We start from the raw sequence: 17,847 nt of genomic DNA, 5'->3' as shown, positions 1-17,847 counted from the left end.
CTGGACGATCAGCTGACCTCGAGGCAGCTGGCCCGGTCGGTCCAGTTCGTGCCGCGGTGGTAGGTCCGGATCGTCGGGTAGGAGCCGATTATTGCGACGCCCAGCGTGAGCATCGCCATCGTCCGGGTGCGGCGCATTAGCATGGGCTCCTCCTGCCGTGTCACGTGAATCGCAGCGACACTGCATAGAGCCTCTAACAGGTCTCTAACAAGCGGTCGCTAACAACGGAGGAATCTCCACCTGGGGGAGTTCAGCAGTGGATTTCGGGGTGCTTGGCCCGATCGAGGTCCGGGATGGCGGACGAGTCGTTTCGGTGGGCAGCGGGCGGGAGCGGTTCGTACTGGCGACCTTGTTGCTGAATAACAATCGGGTGGTTGCCCGGGATCGGCTTATCGACACGGTCTGGGAAAACCCGCCGGTGTCAGCGAAGGCCCAGTTGCACAACATGATCAGCAAACTGCGCGCTCGGCTTGCCGCCGACGACCTGATCGTGACTCGGCCGGTGGGCTACGAGTTGCGGCTGGGCTCGCACCGACTCGACCTGCTGACCTTTCGCCAGCTGGTCGAGCACGGGCGGCGCGCCGCCACGGAGGGCGATCACCGGCAGGCCGCCGCGCTGCTGTCGGATGCCGTTTCGCTGTGGCGCGGTCCGGCACTGGCCGATCTGCCCGACCGGCAGGTCGGCGGCCTGCGGGAGTCGCTGCATGAGGAGCGGTTGTCCGCGGTCGAGGCGCACCTCGACGCCGAGTTGCTACTGGGCCGCCAACACAACGTGCTGCGGGAGCTTGCCGCCCTGTTGCCCGACCACCCGTACCGGGAACGCCTGTACGAGATCCAGATGGTCGCGCTGGCGTCCGCCGGTCGGCCGGCGGACGCACTCGAGGCATACCAACGCGCCTACCGGCGATTGGTGGACGACCTCGGTGTCGAGCCCGGGCAGTCGCTACGCAATGTCGAACAGCGGATCCTCCGCGGGCAGCTGACCACGACGTCACGGCTTCCCGCCGGTCGCCCGGTACCGCGCGAGCTCCCGCCGGTCCGCGACGTAGTCCTGGTCGAGCGAGAGACGCCGTTGGCCGAATTGGAGGCGGCTGTCCGGGGTGCCGGTGCTGGTCAGGGCAGTCTCGTGTTGGTGTCCGGGGAGGCTGGTGCGGGCAAGACGTCGCTGGTCACGCGGTTCGCCGCAGGCCACGAAGGCCGAGTGCGCAGGCCGGTGCTGTTCGGGCTCTGCGATGCGCTGCTGACACCACGCCCGTTTGGGCCGTTTCGAGACATGTTCCGATCGCTTCGTGGCGGGTTGCTGCGTGAGGATGACTTCAGCGGCGTTACAGGCGTACTCGATGCGATTGTCGACGAGCTGGAAAGGCCGCCGCACCCAGCGGTTGCGGTGGTCGAGGATGCGCATTGGGCAGATGATGCGACCCTCGACGCGATTCGGTTTCTGGGGCGGCGCGTTGGCCGGATGCGGACGGTGCTCATCGTGACGTATCGCGACGACGAGGTGCCGCCCGGTCACCCTCTGCGGAATGCGCTCGGATCGGTTCCAGCCGCTCAGGTCCGTCGAGTGCAGCTCGAACCGTTGTCCGCAGCGGGCGTTGCTCAGCTGGCCAGCCGCAGTGACGTGGCGGACTTGTACCGGATAACGGGTGGCAATCCGTTCTTCGTGCGCGAGGTGCTGGCAGCGCCGGGAACTGCCGTGCCGCTGACGGTGCAGGATGCGGTGATGGCTCGGGTTGGCCGACTCACCCCCGTCGCACGGGAGTGTGTCGAGCTCGTCTCGGTTGTGCCGGGGCCTGCCGAGCTGTGGCTGATCGAGGGCTGCCTGTCGGTTCACGGCGTCGACGAGGCCGTTCGCCTGGGTGTGCTGCACGCTGATGAATCGACGGTCTCGTTCACCCACGAGTTGGCACGTTGGGCAGTCGAGCACGGTCTTGCGAACACGCGCCGGCGTGAACTCAACCGGCTCGTCCTGGAAGTCCTCGTCCAGCATCACGCTGACGTCGCTCGGCTCAGCCACCATGCGATACAGGCCGACGATGTGGACGCCGTGGTCCGGTATGCGCCTCTCGCCGCGCGACGGGCCGCCTCATTGGATGCGCATCGGGAAGCGATCGATCACTTCGAACAGGCGCTGAGGCATGCCGACCGCTACACCGAGGAGGAACTAGCCGACCTCCTGGATGACTACGCACGTGAGTGCCACCTCGCGGGCCGACACGAGCGTGCCGAGTCGGCACTGGACCGGGCGATCAAGATCCACGGCGCACGGGGTGATCACGAGCGACTTGGCTCCAGCCTGAGCCTGCTTGCCGATGTGCGATGGTATTTGGGACGGCGTCCGGATGCCGAGCGGTGCGTCGTGCAGGCGATCGCTGCGCTCGACCGACACCCCGGTGTAGCACTGGCGCAGGCGTACGCGCTGCGGGCGAAGCTGGACATGGCTGCCGGTCGTCTTGACAGCGCCAGACTGTGGGGTGAGAAGGCCGTCGAGTTGGCTCGCGACGTCGACGACGCGGCCGTGCTGGCGCACTCCCTCAACACAGTCGGGTGCGTGCGGTGGGCCATGCCGCCCTATGACCCGCAGCTACTGATCGAGAGCTTGCAGCTGGCGCGCGGCGCCGGACTTCCCCAGGAAACCGCACGCGCGTTTCACAACCTGGCCGACGGGTGCATCAACCTGATGCGTGACGATGACGCGGAGACCTATCTCACCGAGGGGCTCAGTTTCTGCGAGGAACACGATCTCACCTTGAGCGAGCGATACCTACTGGTCCTCCGGGCGATGCTCCGGCTCGATCAAGGTCACTGGGACGACGCGGCAGCGGATCTGCAGCTCCCGCTCGAATCAGAGGGCCTTCTCCTCGCCGCGGCTCTCGTGAACCGAGGCATTCTCGAGCTGCGTCGCGGCACCGCGCGCGCCTCGGCGACACTAGACGAGGCGCGCGAACACCTCGAACAGCAGCCGTCACAGCAAGTCGCACTGCGGCTGGCTGCCGCCCAAGCCGAGCTCGCCTGGCTCCGCGACGATGCCCGGGCCGTGACCGTCGACCCACTCCTGGCGGATTCAATCGACACCGGGCCCATGCCCTGGACCAGTCGAGCCGCCTTCTGGATGCACCGCGTCGGCGCGATCGACCGGCTGCGCGATGACCTGGACGAACCCTACCGAATGCACATCACTGGCCACTGGTCGGAAGCCGCGCAGCGCTGGTCCGCTCTAGGGCGGCCGTACGAGCAGGCACTCGCGCTCTCCGACGCGCCGGAACCCGAACCGCTGCTGCAGGCCCTGAACATCCTGGACCGACTCGGCGCCACGCCCCTCGCGTCCAAGGTTCGCCGACGGCTCACCACGATCGGCGTGCCGTCAGTGCCGCGAGGTCCACGCTCGAAGACCCGTGCGAGCCCCGCCGGGCTTACTGAGCGACAGACCGAGGTTCTCCATCTGCTCGCCGAGCATGTGACCTACCGCGAGATCGCCCAACGGTTGAACGTGTCCACCAAGACCGTCGACCACCACATCGCGGCGGTGCGCAGGAAGCTCAACGCCACCACCCGCTCCGCAGCCGTCGAAGCCGCACAACAACTGGGGATCCTGCCGCCCGCAGTCGAGGACACACACCCGCAAGATAGGGAACTACGGCACCCAAAATAGGGTCGCAAACCCGTTGAATCGGAAGGTTCTCGGTGCCTAACGTCACACCGGTCAGTAATCGCGAGGACACGACATATCGGAGCCAAAGGGGGAACAAGCTGATGATTCGACGAGACGCGCAGTGCTCGCCGTGGTGCTCGCTGCCATAGCAGCGCTTGTCGGCACGACGGCCGCCATCACTGCGTCCGCGTCAACCGGCGCCCACCGCGACGTACTGGCGACGGCAAGATCTACGACGCCATGCAACTCCTGCGCAACTACCGCCACACTGAGGGTGACGACTATAGTCCGGTTCAGCCGAGATTCCTCTATGCGGACCTCTCCGTAAGTGATTGCCTCAACATTCGGTTGCAGAACAGCCGTGGATAGTGGCACCACCCCACCGAGGTACCAGGACATCGCGGGCGACAACGTGCACCGCACTGCAGGCACCGCGTGGAGGCAGCCCGCGACCGGCAACAACTGGCACGCCTGCGGTGCGAGGCGTGGAATAGAAGGCTTGTGAGCCTTTGCGAGTGTCCGCCGAGGATCGGCGTGTCAGAGGAATATAGCGTCGACATGTCTACCGCGACAGTTGACTGACCACGCGCCGACCCAATCACCTTTGTTCCAAGTTCTATCTGGAGAGCTTATGTGCACTAGGAAGTTCGTCTCTCTGTTGGCCGTCGTCGCATCGCTGGTCGTGGCGTTGCTGGTGTTCCCTGGTGGCGCGAGTGCGTCGTCGAGCCAGTTCTCTGTCACCTCTGGACCAGCGTATCGGCATTGCGCGACCGCCGGATTCCATGGAGAACTCCGCTTCTGGTACGTCTACAACGGAGAATATGTACGGTATGTCGGACGAATCGAATATCGAATTAATAAAGGCACTGAGAGCGGTGGAAACGAGGCAAACATCTGGTGGGGAGATCATGCGGGACCGGGCATTCAGACGGACGCGGCAATCCAGGATAACCAGTGGCACACCTTCGGCGGGGACTACTATCGCTCGTCGCGCGCGGAGGTAGATCTGACATTCCAGTTCGACCGATCGTGGCCGATACCGGATCCGTATTGCACGGTGTCATGGTTCATGTGACCACATACTCCAGAGAACGTAGAAGGGCTGTCCGGATGACTCGACGACGAATTCATGCTGCTACTGATGATCGCGTTGTTCATCCTGGGCATAGCGCCGCCCACGGCAGCGAGGCTCTGGTCCGGCGCGGAGACCTCGAGCAACTCCGGGCCCGGACCGAGGGGAGCTACTTCCTCCACTGCCTCGTCGCTCGCGGAGGCACTGGTCACCGAGGGGACATCGACGGATCGGACGGACGTTGATCACAGCAATGATCAACTTGTGCGGGTCAGAATCCGCTAGCAGCGCGGTCCAGACCCGCGGACACAATCACCTTTCACCTTTGTGCGCGTCAGATCGTTATTGAGGAGGCCCGTGCTGCGACGAACGCCGTCCAGTCATGGCCGACTCGTGCGTTCCATGCGACGGCGGTCACGATCTCGATGCCGGTGAGGCCGGCGAGCATCGGGGCGGGCATTTCGGCGGCGAGCGCGAGCCGGGCGCTGTTGCGGGCGGGCAGGACGCTGATGTCGCGGGCCGCGAGCTGTCGGTAGAGGTCGGTCGGCGCGAGCGGCCGCTGCGGGGACCGTCCAGGAAACAGCAGCGTGGACGATTGCACTGCCAGTCCGAGGCCACTGCCTGCCGGCGGCGGTTGTTTGGCCAGTTCGTGAACGAGCGTGGCGAGCCTGGACGGAAGCGCGAGTTGATGGCTACCAACGCGCAGGAACGTTGCGTCACGATCGGTAAGTATGTCGCTGCGGCGCAGGCGAACTGTTGCGGTGATCGGGAAGCCGAAGAGGATGGTGAGTGTTGCACCGACACGCAGATGCAGCGGCATCTCGTTGTCGTCCAGGCATTTGCGCAGCTGTGCGGTTCGCTCCTCGGTGCTGAGATGCCGCAGCTTCGGCGGATACTGGGGAACCGGCACGCGGATGTCATCGTCGATCAGCTGGTGCTTGGCGGCCCAGGCGATGAACGGGTACAGGTACGGTAGTGGCCCCGGCCGGTATCGAGCCATTCATCCACATGCGACTGAGTGAGGTTGGTCAGACTGATGTGGAGTGTGTCGAGCCACGTCAGTAGCCGGGAGGCAGCGAGAACGCTGGAAGGGATCGTGGTGATGGCGGACTCACCGACTCCTCGCCGACGCGCCGAACGCCGCGCTTTCGGTAGCAGATACCAGCGAGCGAACGGCGCGAGTATGGGAGTGTGATGCGGTGGTGCGTCGGCCAAGTGCTCGCGTAGCCACGGGTCGATGCGGTGCTGGCGCCCAGGTGGTGACCTCGCGGGCACACACGGGGTTAAAGGTGTGCCTGTATATCGGGCGGACGAACACTGTGACGCATTACGAACGCGTCGCCCCGGATCATAACTGGGTTGCCACTGGCGCATTCCGGCGAACGACAAGTGTGTGAAGGCCGAGGGCTGGAATTACCTACGTCAGGAATGGAGCGACCGGCCATGGGGTGATTCCCTGGACACTGCGAGTGACAACGCGATCTTGATCTTCATAGCTGGTCTACGCCGATCACGGCTGGGGCGCAGCCGAGGTTCCGGACCCGATGGACGAGGCGACCGTGCGCCGCTCGACGCTGCGCTGGTCCGAGCTGTCCGACCCGGCGCACCGCGCGGTGTACGACACCTACCGCGCGCTGATCGGCCTGCGCCGCGCCCACCCGGAGCTGGCCGACCCGCGCCTGGACGAGTTCACCGTCGAGGCCGGCGACTCGTGGCTGGTCCTACACCGCGGGCAGCGCCGGGTGATCGTCAACCTCGGCACCACAGAGGCGAAGATCCTCCTGGACCGCCCCGCCACGGAGGTCCCCTGGTGTCGGCCACCCCCGACCTAACCGGCGCCCACATCAGCGTCCCGCCCGAGTCCTTCGCGGTGGCGCCGGTCGTCCTGGCATGCGGTCGCCCCTTCAGGTCTGACACTGCACGTCGCTGGCTGTCGTGCCCAGGCGACCGAAAGTTCCCACCGCGACTGCCCGACATCCCACGCGGTCGCATGGGGCATGATGGCGGACCTCACACAACCGCGGGCGACTGTGGAGGACACCGCGATGAGCGTTCGACGAGCCGCGGCCGCGTTGCTGCTCAGCGGGGCGGCGGTGGTGGCCACGGCGACACCCGCGTTCGCGCAAACGGAGCTGAACGGGAGCTCACCCGCCGAGGGCGCGACGCTCGCCGCGCCAAAGCTGATCGTGCTCTCGTTCACCGGGCACGTGACGCTCCCCGCGAACCCGATCACGGTCACCGGCGGGAACGGCGCGTCGTGGACCGTCGGAAAGGCCACCGCCACCGGGCCGGTGGTGACCGCCCCAGTGCGGCCGAGTGGACCGGCCGGCCCCTACACGCTTACCTACAAGGTGATCGCCGAGGACGGCGACGCGGTCACCGGCACGGTCACGTTCACGATCGTCTCCGCCGTCACCACCTCGGCAGTGCCGCGGCCGCCGACTACCACGACGCCGCCGAGCACCGCATCGTCCACGGCGTCCGATGCGGCGGCCCATGCGGCGGCTCATGGGGCGTCCGGTGCGGTGTCGGACGCGGCGACCACAAGCGACTCGGGCGGGATTCCCGCCTGGGTGTGGATTCTCGGCGCGGTCGTAGTGCTCGCCATCGGGGTGCTGGAGGCGTTCCGGGTAGGCCGGTCCAGCCGGTCCTGAGGTCCTCGATCGGGTGAAGCCGCGTGCTCGCCGGAATCCACCGCCGGTCGTAGCCGACCGTCAGGACGACCCTGATCGGAACGGCCTCCTGGGAGAGGGAGATGATGGCTGATGGCTGGCGGCACGTGGCGACCTTCTGCGGCACCTGCGACTGCGGCTGTCCGAAGGTCTACCTGGCCGGCCAGGCACTCGCGGAGCGCCGGGTGGTGATCACCGACGACTTCGAGCAGCGCGTGGAGATGAGTCTCGAAGCGTTCGCGGTCGCCGGGCCGAAGGCGGTCGGTGACCTGGCTGATGATCGCATGCGCGAGACCAGCCCACACCTGCTCGGCGTTCTGATACATCCAGGGGTTGAACCACACAGTCGCCCGCCAGTCCGATTTCGGCGGCGTCACTCTAGTAGTGCTTTGTTATGTCGGCGTGTCAGCTTGATTGTCCTTTGTGGATGGTGGTTGTGTTTCTGGTGTGACTCCTGAGGAGATTGAGCGGGTGCGTCCGCGGTTGGTGGAGTTCGCTGGGCAGATGCTGGGTGGGCCGGCGCGGTCGGATCAGCGGGCCAAGAGCGAGTTGTATATGCGTGGCCTGTTGACCGATGGGGCGCGGAAGTCGATGCAGCCGATGGCGGAGCGGCTTGGGGTGGATCATCAGGGGTTGCAGCAGTTCATCACGTCCTCGACCTGGGACTACCGGGTGGTGCGGGCCAACGTGGCGCGCTGGGCGGTGGAGGCGATCGCGCCGGAGGCGTACGTGGTGGACGACAGCGGGTTCGCCACACACGGCACGTCGTCGCCGTGTGTGGCCCGGCAGTACTCGGGCACGCTGGGCAAGGTCGGGAACTGTCAGATCGGGGTGAGCGTGCAGATGGTCACCGATCACGCCTCGCTGGCGGCGAACTGGCGGCTGTTCTGCCCACCCTCGTGGGATGACACCACCATCGACGACCCGGCGGTTGCCGAGCAGGTGTGTGCTCGGCGTGCGCGGGCCGGGATCCCCGACGAGGTGCGGCACCGGGAGAAATGGCGACAGGCACTGGACATGCTCGACGAGATGCTCACCCCAACCGACACCGAATCGGACGGCACCGAATCGGACGGGTCGGACGGGTCGGCTGGTGGGTGGGGTTGCCGAAGCGGCCGGTGGTGAGTGATTCCGGCTACGGGGACGCCGCGGAGTTCCGGCTGGGGTTGACCGAACGCGGCCTGCCCTACGTGCTACAGGTCGATCCCACCGCCACCGCCCACCCTGGTGACGCGGTGCCAACCCAGCCTGCCCCGCCGACCGGCCGGGGCCGTCCACCCAAACCGCGCTACCCGAACCCACCCAACACGTTGCGCGAACTCGCGCTCGCCGCCGGGCGCGATACCTGCCGACAGGTCACCTGGCGGAAAGGCAGCAAGAAAACCAAGAACAACCCCACCGCGGCGATGCGGGGACACTTCCTGGCCATCCGCGTCCGCTCGCCAACCGCAACATCCCCCACCACCCAGACAGCAGCCTGCCCGACGAGTGACTGATCGCCGAATGGCCCCCGGACAAACCCGAACCCGTCAAATACTGGCTGTCCACCCTCAACTGTTGCGGGTCATGACGTTGGTGACGGCGGGTAGGGCCTGAGACGAGGGACGGGTCTTCCGGCGGCAGGATGGAAGTGCGACCAACACATCCGCTGACCGGAAAGACCCGTCTGATGCTCCACCGTAATGCCCCGCTGTCCGTGGAGGCCGTCGCCGTCTCGTGCAGCGTTGCCAGACCCGTCCGATCGCGCATGTCGCCGCTGAGATGGGTGTCTCGAGGCAGTGCGCGTCGAAGTGGGTGAACCGCCACCGTAAGTTCGGTGAGGCGGGTCTGGCCGACCGGCCCAGCGTCCCGCATCATCAATCCACTGCCACCCCTGCCGACGTGGTGGCCAGCATCGAGCGGCTGCGCCGCGGCCACAAGCACTCCGCCCGGCGCATCACTCTCGAGCCCGGTACCAGCACCGACGCCGGAGACCCGTGCGGAGTGCGGCCGAGCTCTTTAGACAGGGTCACCAGGTGAAGAATCGGCGGTGCCCGCCGGCTCACTGTCATGGTCGGCCGGGTCCAGGGTGTCGCGGATGAAGGGGATGGCGTCGCGCAGGACGGCTTCGACGTGGTAGGCGTCCAGGTAGGGGTCGAGGGCGTGGATCCAGTCTGTGAGTTCGAACGATTCCAGGACGTGCCACGGGCTGCGGCGGGTCGGCCGGTCGTCCTGCTGGGTCAGTATCGCGACGGTGTGGGGCGATGGCGGCGGGCCAGAACCGATCGAGGACAGCCTCGGGTACTTGTAGCCTGTCACGGCTGCGGGCCGCTTCGGTGTCGTGTTCGAAGTCGTCGCCGTAGTCACTACGCAGGTACTCGGTGATCTCCTGGTCCAGCTGGGTGCGGAACGCGGCGCGCAGGTCAGGGTGTGCCCGGTCGAGGGCGGCCGTGATGTGCGCCACCGACGCCCCGCAGCCGAGTTCGGCCATTGCGGCAGGCCGGTGCGATGGGGACGGCAACCAGATCCACACCGTCGCCGGGTCCGACCAGTACTCCAGCGGCTCGTAGACGGTCCCGGCAGCCCGCCACGCGGTGTCGAGGAACTCGGGCAGGTTAGGGCCGCCAAGGCAGCACAGCAGCATCTGGACGCCGGCCCATCCAGCCGGCATTGCCAGGTCCTGCGTCGTGGCCTGGTCGATCTGATACGCCAGGTAGGTCGGACCGGGCCCGAGCAGGTCGCCGTCGAACGGGCAGCACGAACAGACCTGAACCGGACTGGGGGTCGGTTCGAACAGGCCCGCCTCGGGGGGTAGCTGTCATCGCAGATGCCGCATTCGGCGCTGGTGGGGGTGTCGGCGACGTCCCGACGACGGGCCGCGCCGAGCACCTGGTCGATCTCGGCGACGATCTGACCGACCGGCCGGTCGCCGGGGATCTCGTGGGCGTCGAGACCGGTGACCCGACCCAACAACTCCGGGGAGAGCCCGGCGAGCATCGGGGCCCGTACCGTGACTTGCAGCGGAGCGGCCAGGTTGAACACCTTGGGCTCGTCGGGATGCTCGTCGCCGGTCCACGCCCGCGCCGGCTCGCCGGACCGGAGATATGTCGACGGTGGCGGGGCCGGCGTAGGAACGCAGCGCCGCGTGTTGCGGATGGTGCTCGACCTGGACCGGCCAGCCCGCCAACTCCAGCGCGGTGACCAGGCGGAAGAACTCCTGGACCATCGCCAAGCAGGCTGGTGATCTGACCCCGGGCGGGATGCACGGCTGCTGAACTTCTATCGCTGGGACGCCGATGCGGTTCGTGATGATCTGCGTGGTTATGTGCTGGACAACCTCGACGATCCCGCCGGGGTGGTGGTGGCCGACGAGACCGGATTTCTGAAGAAGGGAACCAAGTCCGCCGGTGTGCGGCGGCAGTACCCCGGCACGGCTGAGCGGGTCGAGAACTGCCAACTCGGCGTATTCCTCACCTACGTGTCGCCGCGTGGGCGGGCGTTGGTCGACCGAGAGCTCTATGTACCGAGGTCGTGGACCGATGACCGGGGACCGCTGCGCCGAAGCCGGGATCGGAGCCGAGACGGGCGGCAAGGTCGAGTTCGCCACCAAACCGAGGCTGGCGCGGCGGATGCTGGAACGGATCATCGCCGAGCACGGCAAACAGGTGGTGGGCCGGTTCACTGCAGACGAGGCCTACGGCGACAACCCCGGCCTACGGATCTGGTTGGACGAGCAAGAAATCGACTACGTCATGGCCGTGTCCTGCGACGCCAGGTTCACCACCCCGACCGGACCCCGTCGAGCCGATGAACTCGCCGGGGCCGCACCGAAACGAGGCTGACAACGCCTGTCCTGTGGCCAGGTCAGCAAAGGACAGCGCCTCTATGACTGGCTTCTCATCGATCCCGGCGCCGACGAGCACCTGCTGCTGGTGCGGCGCTCGATCTCCAAGCCCAGCGAGTTGGCCTACTACATCTGCCACACCAGCACGCCCGTACCGATCGTTGAACTCGTTCGAGTAGCCGGATCCCGTTGGGCGGTCGAGGAAACATTCCAGTTCGCCAAGAACGAGACCGGCCTGGACGACTACCAGGTCCGCAAGTACGACGCCTGGTACCGGCGCATCACCCTGTCCATGCTCGCCGCCGCGTTCCTCGCCGTCACCGCACACCGCGAACGCCTTCGAGACGACCAAAAAGGGGCACCATCAGCAACATCGAACAACTGATCCCCTTATCCTGCAACGAAATCAGACGACTCTGGGCCATTCTGACCCACCCGAACCGGCCCGAAACACACACCGATCACTTGTCAGACTGGCGTCGCCGCCACCAAACCCGCGCCCGACACAGCCACTACCAGCGACAACACACCAAACATCACACCCTGCCGCTGTAGTATTAGCCGCCAGGGCCGCTTGTTGACCGGGGGATGACGTCGGCCCGGTGGTGGGTGGCGCAGTAGGCGTTGATCCAGGTGACGAAGTCGTTGAGCTGCATGGTATCAACTCGTCCCCGGGAAATACATCAGCCCGCAGGCAAGCGGCGGTACTCAGGCTCCACGATCAACCGGTTGGCGCACGCGGTATTCTCTGAACCTGGTCATGGTTTCGATTTGCGGGCGATTTCAAACGAAAGTTCGCGAGCATCGCTGTTCGCTTTCTGACTCACCGCGGGGCGCTGGCGGACGCCCGGGCGGCGAGACGTGTGATAACAATCTCACGGCGGAGCGGTATAGCGACGTTGAGCTTTGGTCGCATATTTGGAAAACTTTGACATGATGAATGAGCAACCGACTGTGCCAATAATTCTGCGTGGACCGTATGCCGATGAGCTGACGGTGGGTCAGACGTTCGACGATGCACCGCCATTGACGCTTACCGACGGGATCCAGGCGACGCACAGAAGTGTCGTCGGTAACCGGTTGCGGCTCAGCCTCGATCACGGCCTCGCGGATGCCGTGATCGGCGAGCCTGGCATGGTTTCACCCGCCCTGGTGTGGGACGTCTCAATCGGACAATCCACGTACGTGACCCAGAACGTGCGGGCGAACCTCTTCTACCGCGGCCTGTTCTTCCGGCGCTTCCCGCAGGTCGGCGTCACGCTGACCACTGTGACTACTGTGGAGGGACTGCGGGAGACCCGCCGTAAGCCGGGGCGCCCGCCGACTGGCCAAGCCGCGCTCCACATCACCACGACTGATCAACATCAACGAGTTGTGCTCGATTACTGGCGCTGCGCGATGATTCCACTCTCCTCCGAGGACGCGTCGATCGATCGAGCGGACGATCTCAACCAGATCGGACGCCAACCCAGGCCGGACCAACTCGCCGCCGGCGTCGAGGCCTGGAACCTTCAGGCGTTCCGGAATCGGGTGCCCGGCCGGCATTTCGACGCCCTCGCCGTCGGGGACTCCTGGCGAATCAGCGGACGGGATCTCGTGTCCAGCGCTCCCGAACTCGCCCGCCTCACGGGCAATCTCGCGAGCGTTCATCACGACGCCGCGGCGGCGGGGGGCCGCCGGTTGGTTTACGGCGGACACACGATCGGCCTCGCCTTTCACCAGGCTACGCGCGCGCTGCCAGCCATGGTGACCGTCGCCGGGTGGGAGGGCTGCGACCACACCGGTCCTGTCCATGAGGGCGACACTCTCGGATCCTTGCTCACCGTCACGGGACTGCACCCGCTGTCGGCGGGCGGTGGGCTCGTTGATCTGCGGTCCGAAGTGGATGCCCGCGATCCCGATGGCAGCACTCGTCCCGTGCTGGACTGGCGCTTCACCGCGGTGCTGGCATGAACAATCCCGCCGCGGACTCGCGCAGCCTGCTCTTCGTCCCCGGCAACCGGCCGGAGCGGTTCGACAAAGCGCGGGGCAGCGGCGCCGACGTCGTGATCTTGGATCTCGAAGATGCGGTGCCGCCGGAGAAGAAACGTGCTGCGCTGGACAACGTCCTGCGCTGGGTCCAAGCCGACAACCCGGCCGTGGTTCGGGTCAACGCGGTCGGCACGGCCACCCACGAACAGGAGATCGCGGCGCTGGCCGGGTGCCGCGTCGCGGTCATGCTGCCGAAAGCTGAATCGACCGCACAGGTCGAGGACGTCCACAACCGCCTCGGACAGCAGCACGCGTTGATCCCGCTGATCGAGACGCCGCTCGGGGTGCGCGATGCCGGCGAGATCGCGGCCGCCCCTGGCGTGATACGACTCGCCCTCGGGACCATCGACCTCGCGGCGGCCCTGGGCGTCGCGCCGACGTCGCACGCCGCGTTCGTATGGAGCCGCGGCGCGCTGGTTGTCGCCTCGGCCGCGGCCGGTCTCCCCGGGCCGATCGACGGCGTGACCACCCAACTGGACGACGAGGCGGTGCTGGACGACGACATCGACGTCGCACGCACGGTGGGGTTCAGCGGGAAACTCTGCGTCCACCCCCGGCAAGTACAGGCCGTCAACCGTGCCTTCTTGCCGTCCGATGTGGACGTCGAGTGGGCACGGCGGGTGGTCGAGGCCGCCGCGGTCGCACCGGGCGGCGTCACCGTCCTCGATGGCGCCATGATCGACGCGCCGGTGGTCACCCTGGCGCAACGGCTCCTGCGCCGGCACGAGCGGTTCTCACCGGCCGACGGCCGATAGCGGGGTTTTCCGTCCGCGTTCCTTCTGCCGCCGCTCGTGGTTGAGAAAGAGGATCACCCACACCACCACGCCGGACACGACGGTGATGACGACGGAGTAGGCCGCCGCGGTGGGTAGGGAACCCGTTTCGAAGAAGCCCAGTAGCGAGATCGGCGCGACCAGGGTCTGCGGCGTGTACACCATGACCGAGACACCGAGGTCGCGGAAGAGGTTGATGAACACGATCCCCCACGCCACGAAGAGCGGCCGTCGGACCAGGGGCGCCGTGATGCGGAGCAGGGTGCCGCCCGGGGTGTCGCCCACCGTCTGAGCTGCCTCGGCCAGCTCCCGGCCGATCTGTCGCAGTCCCGACTCCGCGTACTGGAACGACACCGGCAAGGCGATCACCACGTAACCGACCACCATGATCGCGACCGTGCCGTACAGGGGGAACGGCGGGCCGACGAACGCGTAGAGGATCGCCACGCCGGCCACGATCGGCGGGATGCCGATCGGCAGGATGAACCCGTAGGACAGTGACTTGCCGACCCGGCCCCCGCGCCGCAACGCCACGTAGGCGCCGAGGGAGCCGAGCAGCAGGGCCAGGGACGCGGCGAGCGCCGATATCCAGCCGCTGTTGACGAGCGCCCTGATGTGTTCGGTCGAGTTGAGGATGAGGTCGTACTGGCCGAGCGACAGCGGCTGGGAGAACACGTTCGCCGACCAGAACCCGGAGAACGACAGGTAGACCAACGCGCCGAGTGGCAACACGATCGACAGGCACAGGTACACCACCACGATGCCGGTCAGCACGAACCGCCACCCGCCCAGCCGGATCCGCAGCCGGCGCAGGCCCTTGCCGGTGATGGTGGCGAAGCTGGCTGGGCCGAGCGCGCGCAGGTACAGTGCCATACCGACGATCGTCAGCGCGCCGAGTATGGAGGCCAACGCGGTGGCGATGTCCAGTCGGCCCTCGCCGACCACTGCCTGGTAGATCAACGTGGGGATGACGCGCAGCCCGGTGCCGCCGGCCAGCACCAGTGGGATGGCGAACACCGCGGCCGCGCTGACGCCGCCGATTAGGGTGCCCGCCAGGATCGCCGGGCGGATCACCGGGACCACCACCGTACGAACGGCGGTCATGGTGCTGGCGCCGCTGGCCCGCGCCGCCTCGAAGAGCGAGCCGTCGATCCGGGCGAACGCCGCGAAGGTGGGCCCGTAGATATAGGGCACGATGTACAGCACCATCACCAGGATGATCACTGGCTGGCTGTGCGCGTCGAGCGGCCCGTCGACGCTGTCCATGCCGAACACCGATCGGAGCAGCACGTTGAGCAGCCCCGCCCGTGGAGAGAGCAGGATGAGCCAGCCGATCGCGCCGACCAGTGGCGAGATGGCCAGCGAGATGATCGGCAGGAAGGCGAGCTTGCCCGCCAGCGGGGCGTCGGTGCAGCTGGCGGCCCAGGCCAGCAGCACGGCGAGCGGCACGGCGATCACCAGCACGATCGCGGTCAACCACAGCGTGCCCCACAGCGCGCTCAGCGTCGCGTCGTTGGTGAAGGCCTCCACGAACGGGCCGAAGAGCCGGGCGGGCTGCGCCGGGCGGTCCTCGGGCACGATCGTCCGCCATAACAGCAGACCGATCGGGTAACCGATGAGCACGGCCAGCAGCGCGACGACGGCGAGGGTGGGCAACCTCCGCGAGACGGCCGCGAGCCGGTTCACGCCTCGCTCCCCGAGCTGTCGCCGGCCGGATAGACGTAGGTACGTCCCGCCACCACCTCGACCGTCGTGTCGCGGTCGACCTCCGGGAACGGCGGCGCCATCCGCACTCGCCAGCGCGTGCCGCCCCGGAGCACGACGACGTACTCACGTCGGTTGCCCAGCGTCAACACGTCGAGCACGCGGCCGGCGAGCCCCGCTCCGGAGCCCGGGCGGACGGACACCTCGTCGGCACGGGCCAGCAACACCGCCTCTCCCCCGACCGTCAGCGCCCCGTGCACGGCGCCGGTCGCGTCGAGCTGACCGGCCTCCGTGGCGAGCGTCCACCGGCCCGCCGCCTGGGTGGCGGTGCCGCGCAGCGTGTTCGTCGCGCCGAGGAACGACGCGACCGCCGCGCTCTCGGGGGCGTCGTAGAGCTGGGCCGCGGTGCCGTACTGCAACAGGTCACCGTGGGAGAGCAGCGCCGTGCGGTCGCTGACGGTGAACGCCTCCTGCTGGTCGTGGGTCACGTAGACGCCGGTGAACTTCAGCTCCTTCTGGATCCGGCGCAGCTCGTAGCGCAGCTGTTCACGCAGGGTCGCGTCGAGGTTGGACAGCGGCTCGTCGAACAGCACCACCGGTGGCTCGTAGATCAGCGCCCTGGCCAGTGCGACCCGCTGTTGCTGCCCGCCGCTGAGCTGGTGCGGGTACCGCTTGGCCACGGGGCCACACGAGACCAGTTCCAGATACCGCTCGGCGAGCTCGACGCGCTGCTTCTCCCGGACACCGCGCCGCCGCAGCGGATAGACGACGTTCTCCTCGACGGTCAGGTGCGGCCACAGCGCGTAGCTCTGGAACACCACGCCGACGTTGCGCTTGTTGGTCGGGACGTCGATCCGCCGGTCGCTGGAGTACACGACCTGCGAGCCGATCGATATCTCCCCGGAGTCCGGCGGCTCCAGCCCGGCAAGGCAGCGCAGCAGCGTCGACTTCCCCGATCCGCTGGGCCCGACCAGGGCGACCATCTCCCCCCGCTCGACCGAGAACGTCATGTCATTCACCGCGACCGTCTCGGCCGCAGACTTTCCCGTCGCACGGAAGGTCTTGTTGAGTCCGGTGACCTCGATCATCGTCAGTACAACCTGCGGAACAGATCCACCACAGTGGACAGTTCCTTGGTCGCCTCCACCACGGTGACGTCGGACACCACGTCCGGGTCGGGGGCGGGCAGCGTTCCGTCCAGCTCACCCAGCGGTGACGTGGCTCGGTCATCGCCGTTGTGTGCCGTCTGTCCCTCCCGCGACATCATGAAGGCGGCGAAGAGCTTGGCCGCGTTCGGATGCGGCGAGTTCGCCATCGTCGCGAGGTAGGTGTTCGCCGTGGACACGACGTCGAGGTACGCGAACTCGATGGGGGCGGTCGGCGCGGTCGACTTGATGATGTTCGGATCGGTGGGGAAGCTCGTGAACCCGATGGCGGCGTCGCCGGCCGCGACCGACTGGTTGACGATGGCCAGCGTCTCCACCCTCGGACTCTGCGCCTTGAGCTTGTCGAAGTAGTCCTCGCCGTACCGCTTGTCCTTCAGGAGCGCGAAGTAGTTCTGACTGTACGCACCGGAAGTCGACGGATCCCCGATGACGACCATGTCCTTAAACTTCGGGTTGAGCAGGTCATTCCAGGTCTTCGGCACGTCACCGCCGGACACCAGATCGGTGTTGTAGACGATGCCCTGGCCGACGATCTGCATCACGGCGTAGTACCTCTCCCGCGTGGGATAGTCCACCTCGGGTATGGGCTCGAGCGCGCCGCCCGCAGCCCACCGGTCCAGCGCGGCGACGTCCGGCGAGAACACCACGTCCACCGCCACCCGGCCGGCGTTGACCTCAGCGTCCACACGGGATGTCAGCGGCGCGCCCGCGATGCGCGTGAACGAGACGTTGATCCCGTAGGCCGCCCGAAAGGCGTCGGCGTCCGCCTTCATCGCCTCGTCCCGGGGAGAGCCGTACAGAACCAGCTGCCCTTCCTCCTGGGCCTGCTGGATCAGCTTGTCGTCGGTTCCCGGGAGCGCCGAGGCAAGGGCACCGCCGCCGCCTGGAATCGGCGTGTTACCCGAGCTCCCGCACGCCGCCGACAGCATCGCGACCACGGTCGCCAGGATGAGT

14 protein-coding genes and 3 pseudogenes are annotated in these 17,847 nt (G+C 67.0%); 11 read left to right on the top strand and 6 right to left on the bottom strand.

Annotation, left to right across the window (positions count from 1 at the left end; all coding sequences use genetic code 11):
* Positions 1-8 precede the first annotated feature (8 nt).
* A complete protein-coding gene (locus ACRDTB_RS08455) occupies positions 9-137 on the bottom strand; it encodes a hypothetical protein (RefSeq protein WP_431429451.1) in 129 nt (42 codons plus the stop codon).
* A 119-nt stretch (positions 138-256) separates the two neighbouring features.
* Here ACRDTB_RS08455 and ACRDTB_RS08450 point away from each other — a divergent pair, with 119 nt between their 5' ends.
* Both ACRDTB_RS08450 and ACRDTB_RS08445 read left to right on the top strand, forming a co-directional pair.
* Positions 257-3,652: a BTAD domain-containing putative transcriptional regulator gene (locus ACRDTB_RS08450; RefSeq protein WP_431429450.1), complete on the top strand. Its 3,396-nt coding sequence runs from the start codon at positions 257-259 to the stop codon at positions 3,650-3,652.
* A 682-nt stretch (positions 3,653-4,334) separates the two neighbouring features.
* Positions 4,335-4,727 (top strand): hypothetical protein, encoded by a 393-nt coding sequence (locus tag ACRDTB_RS08445; protein WP_431429448.1) that lies wholly within the window; start codon positions 4,335-4,337, stop codon positions 4,725-4,727.
* Positions 4,728-5,058: 331 nt separating this feature from the next.
* On the opposite strand, the gene ACRDTB_RS08440 is transcribed toward ACRDTB_RS08445, so the two are convergent.
* Entirely contained in the window at positions 5,059-5,724 is a 666-nt protein-coding gene (locus ACRDTB_RS08440; RefSeq protein WP_431429446.1) for a hypothetical protein, read from the bottom strand.
* A gap of 544 nt (positions 5,725-6,268) precedes the next feature.
* Between ACRDTB_RS08440 and ACRDTB_RS08435 the strand changes: the two genes are divergently transcribed.
* The 5 genes and pseudogenes from ACRDTB_RS08435 to ACRDTB_RS08415 form a co-directional block, all read left to right on the top strand.
* Entirely contained in the window at positions 6,269-6,556 is a 288-nt protein-coding gene (locus ACRDTB_RS08435; protein ID WP_431429445.1) for a DUF3459 domain-containing protein, read from the top strand.
* Between the two features lie 213 nt (positions 6,557-6,769).
* Entirely contained in the window at positions 6,770-7,378 is a 609-nt protein-coding gene (locus ACRDTB_RS08430; protein WP_431429444.1) for a copper resistance CopC family protein, read from the top strand.
* Between the two features lie 101 nt (positions 7,379-7,479).
* Positions 7,480-7,854, top strand: coding sequence for a hypothetical protein (locus ACRDTB_RS08425; RefSeq protein WP_431429443.1), 375 nt, complete (start codon positions 7,480-7,482; stop codon positions 7,852-7,854).
* Positions 7,844-8,948: pseudogene (locus ACRDTB_RS08420) on the top strand (IS701 family transposase); the annotation flags it as partial. The gene ACRDTB_RS08425 and the pseudogene ACRDTB_RS08420, both read left to right, overlap by 11 nt.
* Positions 8,949-9,065: 117 nt before the next feature.
* Positions 9,066-9,343 (top strand): annotated as a pseudogene (locus ACRDTB_RS08415) (helix-turn-helix domain-containing protein); the annotation flags it as partial.
* A 51-nt stretch (positions 9,344-9,394) separates the two neighbouring features.
* Here ACRDTB_RS08415 and ACRDTB_RS08410 read toward each other — a convergent pair.
* On the bottom strand, positions 9,395-9,742 hold the full coding sequence (locus ACRDTB_RS08410) for a hypothetical protein (protein WP_431429442.1): 348 nt from the start codon (positions 9,740-9,742) through the stop codon (positions 9,395-9,397).
* Positions 9,743-10,700: 958 nt separating this feature from the next.
* On the opposite strand from ACRDTB_RS08410, the pseudogene ACRDTB_RS08405 reads away from it, so the two are divergent.
* From ACRDTB_RS08405 to ACRDTB_RS08390, 4 genes and pseudogenes are all read left to right on the top strand, one after another.
* Positions 10,701-11,217 (top strand): annotated as a pseudogene (locus tag ACRDTB_RS08405) (transposase).
* A gap of 90 nt (positions 11,218-11,307) precedes the next feature.
* Positions 11,308-11,604 carry a hypothetical protein gene (locus ACRDTB_RS08400; protein WP_431429441.1) on the top strand — a complete coding sequence of 99 codons (297 nt, stop codon included), beginning with the start codon at positions 11,308-11,310 and terminating at the stop codon, positions 11,602-11,604.
* 611 nt (positions 11,605-12,215) lie between these two features.
* Positions 12,216-13,172 (top strand): hypothetical protein, encoded by a 957-nt coding sequence (locus ACRDTB_RS08395; protein ID WP_431429440.1) that lies wholly within the window; start codon positions 12,216-12,218, stop codon positions 13,170-13,172.
* The gene (locus ACRDTB_RS08390; protein WP_431429439.1) at positions 13,169-14,005 is read left to right on the top strand and encodes an HpcH/HpaI aldolase/citrate lyase family protein; all 837 of its coding nucleotides are present in this window, start codon (positions 13,169-13,171) and stop codon (positions 14,003-14,005) included. The genes ACRDTB_RS08395 and ACRDTB_RS08390 overlap by 4 nt, the downstream gene beginning before the upstream one ends.
* Here the strand turns inward: ACRDTB_RS08390 and ACRDTB_RS08385 are convergent.
* The 3 genes from ACRDTB_RS08385 to ACRDTB_RS08375 are packed head-to-tail and all read right to left on the bottom strand — an operon-like array spanning position 13,985 to position 17,822.
* Positions 13,985-15,709: an ABC transporter permease gene (locus ACRDTB_RS08385; protein ID WP_431429438.1), complete on the bottom strand. Its 1,725-nt coding sequence runs from the start codon at positions 15,707-15,709 to the stop codon at positions 13,985-13,987. The two genes, ACRDTB_RS08390 and ACRDTB_RS08385, sit on opposite strands and share 21 nt — an antisense overlap.
* Positions 15,706-16,815, bottom strand: a complete 1,110-nt coding sequence (locus ACRDTB_RS08380; RefSeq protein WP_431429437.1) for an ABC transporter ATP-binding protein — start codon at positions 16,813-16,815, stop codon at positions 15,706-15,708. The genes ACRDTB_RS08385 and ACRDTB_RS08380 overlap by 4 nt, the downstream gene beginning before the upstream one ends.
* 2 nt (positions 16,816-16,817) lie before the next feature.
* A complete protein-coding gene (locus tag ACRDTB_RS08375; RefSeq protein ID WP_431429464.1) occupies positions 16,818-17,822 on the bottom strand; it encodes an ABC transporter substrate-binding protein in 1,005 nt (334 codons plus the stop codon).
* Positions 17,823-17,847 lie beyond the last annotated feature (25 nt).

It is taken from the genome of Actinophytocola sp. (genome assembly GCF_050699935.1).
Taxonomy (GTDB): Bacteria; Actinomycetota; Actinomycetes; order Mycobacteriales; family Pseudonocardiaceae; genus Actinophytocola.
The sequence above is the reverse complement of the archived record's forward strand: the minus strand, read 5'-3'. Positions and strand labels throughout refer to the sequence as shown.